The following is an 8,296-nucleotide window of genomic DNA, read 5'->3' on the forward strand; positions in this document are numbered from 1 at the left end:
AAAGAGATAGATAAATAATGGGTTCATCCCCACAATGGCGAAAAAAAGAACTCCTTTTTGGTATTTCTTAATATCTATCAGCCAATAACACAACGCTAGAGCCAATACAGACCATCCTCCACTGGCGAATACAAAAGTGCTGGTAGAAATACGCTTAATGATTGGCGTAACCGGGCTAAGTCCGTATCCTATGACGAGCCCTATGATGCCTGCAACAAGCAGGGTTTGCATCTTTTTTTTGTTAGATTGGTCACTGATTAACAACCTGCCCGCCAATACGCCCCAAATAGTATGTGCTGTAGTAGGAATGGCATTGAACATTGCCCAATGACCCCCATCTTCCTGTCCTGCAACAAGAATATTGAACCAGGCTCCAAAGTTTTCTCCGGGAACAAAGGCCTGATTAAATCCTTCCAGGGGGAAAAACCTGTAAAGCCCTTCGGTACTAAGAATCAGCAATACCGATAAACCCAGCTGAAACACAGTTGGTTTTTTCATGATCAGAAAGGCTATAATATACGTTACGGACAGCTGTGCAAGCACATTTTGAAATCTAAATACAATTCTTCCGTCATCGATGCAATACAGTGCCCAGCCCAGGACCAATAGCATAAATGCTCTTTTCAGGGCGTGCTTAAATACCTGCTTGTAAGAATCACCCCTTGCAATTCTCTTGTTAAAGGATAAGGGCATGGCTACGCCTACAATGAACATAAAAAACGGTTGAATCAAATCCCAAAAACGCAATCCTTCCCATTTTACATGGTGAAACTGTTTGCCAATGGCATACAAGATGGTTCCTTCAAGTTCCGGGGCTACCATAGTTGCAAACAGATGTGAGAACTCGGCAATGAGCAAAAACATGGTTAACCCCCTGTAAAAATCAAGTGAAAGCAGTCTTTTGTTAATTTGTCCCGGTTGTTTGGTCATATTAGTTAAATGTACAAAACATATGCAGGGCTGGCTGTATCTAAATCAACTAACAAAACAGGCTGCATAGGTTCCAAAAAAAGGATTAATTTTAAAGGATCGGTACTTAAGGTAAGAATTTAACTATGAAAAAATCTGAACAGGAATACCCAAATTTTAAGCTTACGGGCAAGGTTGCTATTATTACAGGGGCAGCCCGCGGTCTTGGAAGGGCATGCGCACTTGCCCTGGCACATGAAGGGGCAGACATTGCTTTAGGCCTGAGGGATGTAACTTCCGCCGCTGACCTGGAGCAGGAAATTAAGGCCTTGGGCAGAAAAGTGATCCGTTTGCAAATGGATGTTTCCTCTCTTCAGCAAATTAATGATGCGGTTAGCCGGGCGGTTAATACGTTTGGTAAGATAGATATCCTTGTGAATAATGTTGGTATTGCCCCGGCCAATCCTGCTGAAAAGGTGACCGAGGAGGATTTTGATAATACTATCAATCTGAATTTAAAAGGAACCTTTTTTACGGCACAGGCTGTGGGCAAGCAAATGATTGAACAGGGATCTGGCCGTATTATAAATATGAGTTCACAGGCTGGTTTTATTGCCCTGGACGATGAGTCCGTTTACTGTATGACCAAAGCAGGGGTCAACCACCTTACCAAAAACCTTGCTTCGGAATGGGCTAAGTATAATATAAACGTCAATGCTGTGGCGCCCACTTTTATAGAAACGCCCGGTACCGAACCCTGGTTAAAGGATAAGGACTTTAGACAAAGTGTATTGGACAGGATCCCACTTGGCCGCATTGGCAAACCTATGGAGGTCGCAGGCGCTGTGGTTTTTTTGGCCTCGGATGCCGCCTCTCTGATAACCGGGGAAATAATGCTTATTGACGGGGGGTGGACTACCAGGTAGTTTGCTTTGCTCCCGGACCAGAGGCAACGAAACGTTGAAATTTGCGATTTGGTGCTCGCGCTAGCGGGGGCTCATGCAAGAGGCTGTTTAAGCCTTTACGCAATGACTATTTAGACCTCTTTAGCCACTTCGTGAGGTTTCGTAAAGCAACATTGTCATTTTATTCTGAGTTCCTTAACTGCGAGGAGAACTTTAAGGCTATCTATATGAGCATTCAGGTTAATGATGATAGGATTATCCTCATTGGAAGATTTAAGTAAACGGGCTTTCTCTCTTTCCAGGTCAGCTATCCTAATCTCTAATATATCTCTTCTATCTATAGATATCTCTGTTGTCTTAATTTCCTCCCTACAGCTTACAATGAGCATAAGGAAGGATAATATTACTGTTACTTTCATATTTATCCGTTTTTAGATAGTTAAGGAACGAAAGTAAGATATTCCTTAATAAAATTACCTGACATCTATTACCATTTCATGGGTATTTATTCAGGGGCAGATATAGGATTTAAGGGATGTATTTATCTAATTATAACTTAGGAAAAAACAGTAACCTACTGTTCAGCTTTAAAGTCATGCTGCCATTATTTTATTGTGGACGACAAGGCCCTCCTCCATTTCATTTCGAAGGGCAAGGTTTGGCTTAAAGAATGTGAAACACGAGCCTGCCTTGTCGGCAGACAGGGATGATGTCCGCGCTAGGGTGGGAGCAAGATGCTAATGCTAGCGGGAGGTAGTATCTTTCAAATAATAGCTTCACAAATTCTTAAGTTGTATCCCAAACGCTGCTACTTTGTCCCAATTAGTATATTCAATTTTTGTATTGGTGTTAGTTGGTCCTTTGGTCATCCACATAATAAACTGAATCATGATTCTATCAAAAAAAGGGTATTTTTTATAGTCTAGTTTTCCTGCAAATACCCCAACAACAGTAGGTGTCCAATCAATGGATTTAAAAAATTTTATCACATACGGGTTTGTATCAGGTGTGTTCTTTTCGGGTTTTCTTGCAACCAGATTTACAGAAAAGAAAGCTGTTTTTATAGAATCAAGTTGCTTTTTATTGGTATTTATAAAATCAATTATTTCTTTATTATGAACTCCATATCTAATGCTTGCGCCTATAATAAGCTTATTATAATTGGTTACATCTTCATTAAAATCAGTAATAGAGAATAGTTCAACTTTTTGGTTGTTTTGCTGTATTCCCTCTCTAAGTTTATTACAAATTTTTAGAGTTTGTCCATCTACCGAAGAATATATTATTCCAGTTTTAGCTTTCATCCAGTAATCAAATAGTTATTATTAAAGTTCCATATTTAGCTTTTGGTAAATACAACAAATGGCAATCGTTATTTATGACTTTCGCCTTTAAGGACTAAAATAACAAATCTTTGGTTTTAACAAAGTTTCTGCATGTTCCATACCTGTTTGTATAGACTGTTTTGGTAGAAATCGTGAGATCTGTTACCTAAACCAATAAACATTCAAAACACTTTTGAATGCTTAAAAACCGTTTTGGTAGATTTTATCACACTAGGTAACACAGGTGTAGAAAATTCAAATCCCATCCCGATAGCTTCTCCTTCGTAATACTATGGAGAAGGAGCTATCGGGACTCAAACCTCGAACCTCGAACTTCAATAACAATATTGGTGCTTGTCATTTGGTATTTGTAATTTGGTGCTTGCCATCCGGGACTCAAACCTCGAACCTCGAACTTCAATAACAATATTGGTGCTTGTCATTTGGTATTTGTAATTTGGTGCTTGCCATCCGGTACTTGTTATTTGGAATTTATAAAAAATCTGATACTTGCGCCAGCAGGGGTGCGAAATGTTAATGAATCCTTTTAGTACGGATATAACCAGTTGTAACACATTCGACCAAACTTAGAAAAATAGTCTTTTTATATGAAAATATTACTTTTTGGAGCATCTGGTTCAGGAACCACGACTTTAGGAAACGAAATTGAAAAAAGGACTGATTTTAAGCACTTGGATGTTGACGAATATTACTGGAAGAAGACCAATCCACCTTTCCAAGTAAAAATACCCTTGGCAGAACGGAATGAAAATCTGAAAGCTGACTTCATAAATGTTGAAAACGTTGTAATAAGTGGTTCAATGGTAAGTTGGGGAAAGGAATGGGAAACATCTTTTGATTTAGCCATTTTTATCCGATTGGAAAAGACCGAACGAATGGAACGATTAAAAAAACGTGAAATGGAGCGTTACGGGGAAAAGCTGATTACGGATAAAAACATACAGCGGAATTCAAAAGCATTTTTAGAATGGACAGACCAATACGAAAACCCGAATTTTAACGGTAGGTCATTAAAAATACATAAAAATTGGATTGAGCTATTGAAATGTAAAACTTTGACGATTGATGGAAAAATGGAACTCAATGAAAAAGTAAAAACGATACTGAACGAAATAAAAACGTGTTACAACAATGTATAACCGCAATTTGCTGCGCTGTTCGCTTCGCTCGGAACGGCGAACAATTGGTTCTTTATAAATGAGATCCTACAGGTTGATAATTTACTAACTTCAAAACCGCAACTGACGGTTATACGAGACCGTTAAATTTCAAAAAAATAATCGGGCTATTACTCACCAGGTCTGTTTTTACGTAGCCCCGTAAGAATAAGAACAATAACGCTTAGGGCAAAAATTATGGCCGTAATAGCGATAAAGGATATAATTGGATTCATAAGTCAGGTGTTTTTTTGATTGAAAGTCAGTTCTTATAGCAGGGGAGTCATTTTTATTATACGGTTAATTTAAACGCTGAACTTAGATTTAAAGCATACAATTGTATATCCTGTTTTCTATAGTGTATAAAATGTACGAAAATCAAAGTTTTTTAAATGCCGGTTCATCTAAAATTGATCTTGTATAAGAACGAACAGTGCAATTAAACTTTTATACTGCTTCAATAAAGAGGATTACCAAACCTTATTCTTTCGTATAAACCACTTTTCCATCAAAAATGGTCATGGCTATCTCCGTGTTTAAGAATTCCTCTTCCGCTACCGTCATCAGATCCTGGCTATAAATGGTAAAATCGGCTAGTTTGCCCACTGTAATAGAACCTTTAATATCTTCTTCAAAGGCGCCGTATGCAGCATCCAGGGTATATGACCTAAGGGCCTGTTCCCTGGTCATTTTCTGCTCCGGTTCATAACCGCCTTCCGGCGTGCCTTTCAGGGTTTTTCTGCTAATACTGGCGTACAAACTGGCTATAGGGTTCAGAGGTTCTACAGGTACATCGGTACCATTTACAATGGGGATCCCACTTTGCAATAAAGCCTGCCACATATAAGCGCCTTCTTTAATTCGTTGCTCACCCAAACGGTCTATGGCCCAGGGCCTGTCTGAAGACAGGTGTACGGCCTGCATGGCAGGAATCACCCCTAAGCCGGCAAAGCGTGGAATATCATCCGGATGTAAATGCTGTGCATGCTCAATTCTAAATCGGTGATCGCTTGCCATATCCGCCAGTTCATCAAAAGCAATTTCATAGCGGTCCAGTATTTCCTTATTGGCCCTGTCCCCTATGGCATGTGAGCAAACCTGAAAACCATGTTGTAATCCGTTTAAAGCGGTTTCTTCAACAAAATCCATGGGCAGGGTTTCGTGACCAAAATGCCCGGGTCTGTCTGAATAGGATTCTAACAACCAGGCACCGCGTGAGCCTAAAGCCCCATCACAGTTCAATTTTACGGATCGTATAGTTACCAAATGTTCGGGGTCTACCATAGGCCCTTTTTCATACCATTCATTAAGCAGTGTTTTATCAAAACCGGTAAGCATGGCGTATATACGGATCTTCATTTTATCCGCTGCCTTCATTTCTTCATAAAGGGCAATATTCTTCCTTCCAATACCCGCATCGTGAAAGCCGGTAATGCCATTTCTATGACAGGCGGCTACCGCCAATTCAAAAGCCTTGACATCTTTTTCAGGGGTATTTTCGGGAATATGTTTGGTGATCAAACCCTGGGCACGTTCATTAAAAATCCCCGTAGGCCGGCCAAAGTCATCCCGCATCACTTCGCCGCTCTTTACATCAAATTTGTCTGGCATGGCTCAGGTATACGGGATTCTCAGGGGAAACCTCACTAAGCCTGTAATGCGTTTGAAAGCCATTTACGGTATCGGAAGGCATATCTGTCCACTTGCTTTGATGCCACCCTCTTCCGGTAATCCATTCCCCGGGTTCGGCTTTTTCAACTGCAGAAGCTACAGCATCTAGTATCTCCTGATAGCTCGTGGTATTGATGAGGTCCAGGTTTAATTCGTTATATCCCAATCCCATAAAATGGCCGTGACCTTCTATTAAGCCGGGGGTCATGGTTTTGCCTTTTAAATCTATTACTTGTGTCTGGTCGTTTTTGTAGTGCTGGGCATCTTCAAGGCTGCCTGCAAAAAGGATCTTATTGTCTTTTGTAGCTACTGCTTCTACGGTTGCCTGTAAAGTGTCAACGGTATAGATTGGACCCCCGTAAATGAGCAGGGTAGCGGCTTCTTTTTTTGGGCTGTTGCAGGAAGTAAAAATCAGGGTGAGTAATGTAAAGCTAAGGAAAGCAGCATTTTGAAATCTCATAGGTGTTGGTTTTTAGAAACCTAAATTTACTGCTTTCTTACTTAAATTTGCGCCTTAATTAGAAAGTAAATCAACCATATCATGCAAAGGCCAATTTCCCCAGGTCTCAGTAATTTTTCCATCTTTAAGACGGAAAAACTCCATAGCTTCCCATGTAATATTTTTATTGGTTGCTTCTATACCCAAAAAAACATCTTTGTGCGTGGCATTGAATGTTAGCCTTACAGCAATCAGGTCATTTTCGGCTATTATATCCTCAATTTTAACGGTTAGGTCAGGGAAAATCTTTTCAGCTCCCTTTATAATATTTACGCAATCTTCATTTGTTCTTGCTCCATCAACTCTGTGCTCAAAATAATCGGATGCAAAAAAGTTAATGACAATATCCTTATTTGTCTGTATGTCCAAAACTTTGGATGCATTGTTTTGACAGCTTGATAAAAATAATAGTATAATCAATGGTAGTGCGAATCCTTTCATTTTTGTTTTTTTATTTTCAATTTCACCTACTTTTTAATTATTGCCAACGGTTGGTATATGTGCAGTGCGACCGCTTAGGGAGCATTATCACATATACATTGTTACCACCTGCGGTTTCAATTTTTCTTTAGTACTTGGCTTAGTTTAATCATTGTCTTAAAGGAAATGTCGGGGTATGCTATCTGATTTACAGTTCCGACTACAAAAATATTCTCTTTTGGGCTGTAATATGCTAGAGCTCCTGAAAGCCCTGAGTGTCCTATGAAGTAAGGAACTGCACCTGTCGGATTAAAAATCCAAGGAAGTTTTAATAAGTGAATGCCAATTCCTGAACGCATAGGGAAAAATATTTTGTTCCATTCTTGTAACTCATCAATGTAGGATGATGGAAACATTTTTCCGGTAAAAAATGCTTCAATAAAGACAAGCATATCTTCTGATGTTGAAACTAACCCACCGTCTGGTCCAAAAGAGGTCATTGCTTTTGGTATATGGAGTTCGTTACTTTTATAATAAAGAGTCTTTGGTGTAGTGTCTGCTGAGTCTTGGTATAGATAGGATCTTGTCAGTTCAAGTGGATTGATGATTAAATCATTACAGTTTTGGGAATAAGACTTGTCGGTTATGGTTGCAATGATTCTACTCAATAGCTGAAAATTTGTATCGGAATAAAGTGCTTTATTCTTAGTCCCTGGAGCAAAGTGAGAGGGTATTTTTTTTGCTCGTTCAATGGCTTGTTCAAAATTCCAAGATTGGTCATTTCCATTTACTAATTCGTCTTCTAGACTTTTTCCGTTTGCTCCTTTACCCTGAAAGTAATCAGGAAGTCCTGATGTGTGTGCGAGTAAGTGTTTAATTGTTATCCTTTCTGAATACTCTTTCCCTTTGTAAACATGCAAACCTGTTAAAATTGAATCATCTATATATTTGCTAATTTTGTCATCAAGGTTTAATTTATCATCTGCTTTCAGTTTCAAGATGATTGCCGTTGTAAATAATTTGGTTGTGCTCGCAATAAAGTAGGATTGGTTTGGAGAAAAGTTCCCAGAATTGCCATACCAAACAAAACCATCCTTTTTGACGGCAAATGATGTTCCGAATACCTTTCTACCGTCCACTCTTTTATCTAAGACTTTCTGTAAAGATTCTTCCTTATTCGCCATATTGGCTAGTATGTTTGTTTTGTATTAGTGGTAACTCTTTATATACATACTAATATACCTCTTTATGGCAATAATATTTCGCATAAGAATACCTTTCGCGACTTTTTATCAAGATACTTAAATCATGCCTTCGTATTCAATACGGTTGATTCGTTTTGGTAGAAATGGTGAGGCCTGTTACCTAAACTTGCCGACATTCATTTTA

The 8,296-nt window shown here is 39.1% G+C and carries 9 protein-coding genes; 2 read left to right on the forward strand and 7 right to left on the reverse strand.

The window, feature by feature from the left end:
• Nucleotides 1-930 (reverse strand): DUF5009 domain-containing protein (locus Q0X89_RS03665; protein WP_297691253.1); only part of this gene is annotated, 930 nt, incomplete at its 3' end.
• Nucleotides 931-1,055: 125 nt separating this feature from the next.
• On the opposite strand from Q0X89_RS03665, the gene Q0X89_RS03670 reads away from it, so the two are divergent.
• Nucleotides 1,056-1,835: an SDR family NAD(P)-dependent oxidoreductase gene (locus tag Q0X89_RS03670; RefSeq protein ID WP_297691254.1), complete on the forward strand. Its 780-nt coding sequence runs from the start codon at nucleotides 1,056-1,058 to the stop codon at nucleotides 1,833-1,835.
• Nucleotides 1,836-1,990: 155 nt separating this feature from the next.
• On the opposite strand, the gene Q0X89_RS03675 is transcribed toward Q0X89_RS03670, so the two are convergent.
• Nucleotides 1,991-2,233 carry a hypothetical protein gene (locus tag Q0X89_RS03675; protein WP_297691255.1) on the reverse strand — a complete coding sequence of 81 codons (243 nt, stop codon included), beginning with the start codon at nucleotides 2,231-2,233 and terminating at the stop codon, nucleotides 1,991-1,993.
• A gap of 357 nt (nucleotides 2,234-2,590) precedes the next feature.
• The gene (gene hemG, locus Q0X89_RS03680) at nucleotides 2,591-3,118 is read right to left on the reverse strand and encodes a menaquinone-dependent protoporphyrinogen IX dehydrogenase (protein ID WP_297691256.1); all 528 of its coding nucleotides are present in this window, start codon (nucleotides 3,116-3,118) and stop codon (nucleotides 2,591-2,593) included.
• A gap of 629 nt (nucleotides 3,119-3,747) precedes the next feature.
• On the opposite strand from hemG, the gene Q0X89_RS03685 reads away from it, so the two are divergent.
• On the forward strand, nucleotides 3,748-4,299 hold the full coding sequence (locus Q0X89_RS03685; RefSeq protein WP_297691257.1) for an AAA family ATPase: 552 nt from the start codon (nucleotides 3,748-3,750) through the stop codon (nucleotides 4,297-4,299).
• A gap of 498 nt (nucleotides 4,300-4,797) precedes the next feature.
• On the opposite strand, the gene Q0X89_RS03690 is transcribed toward Q0X89_RS03685, so the two are convergent.
• The 4 genes from Q0X89_RS03690 to Q0X89_RS03705 all read right to left on the reverse strand — a co-directional run bounded on the left by Q0X89_RS03690 (nucleotide 4,798) and on the right by Q0X89_RS03705 (nucleotide 8,091).
• Nucleotides 4,798-5,928, reverse strand: a complete 1,131-nt coding sequence (locus Q0X89_RS03690) for an amidohydrolase (protein WP_297691258.1) — start codon at nucleotides 5,926-5,928, stop codon at nucleotides 4,798-4,800.
• A complete protein-coding gene (locus Q0X89_RS03695; protein WP_297691259.1) occupies nucleotides 5,912-6,448 on the reverse strand; it encodes an amidohydrolase family protein in 537 nt (178 codons plus the stop codon). The genes Q0X89_RS03690 and Q0X89_RS03695 overlap by 17 nt, the downstream gene beginning before the upstream one ends.
• Before the next feature lie 54 nt (nucleotides 6,449-6,502).
• Nucleotides 6,503-6,928 (reverse strand): ester cyclase, encoded by a 426-nt coding sequence (locus tag Q0X89_RS03700; RefSeq protein WP_297691261.1) that lies wholly within the window; start codon nucleotides 6,926-6,928, stop codon nucleotides 6,503-6,505.
• Nucleotides 6,929-7,044: 116 nt separating this feature from the next.
• Entirely contained in the window at nucleotides 7,045-8,091 is a 1,047-nt protein-coding gene (locus Q0X89_RS03705) for a serine hydrolase (protein ID WP_297691263.1), read from the reverse strand.
• Between the last annotated feature and the right edge of the window lie 205 nt (nucleotides 8,092-8,296).

The sequence above is a fragment of the uncultured Eudoraea sp. genome (genome assembly GCF_947258525.1).
GTDB lineage: Bacteria > Bacteroidota > Bacteroidia > Flavobacteriales > Flavobacteriaceae > Eudoraea.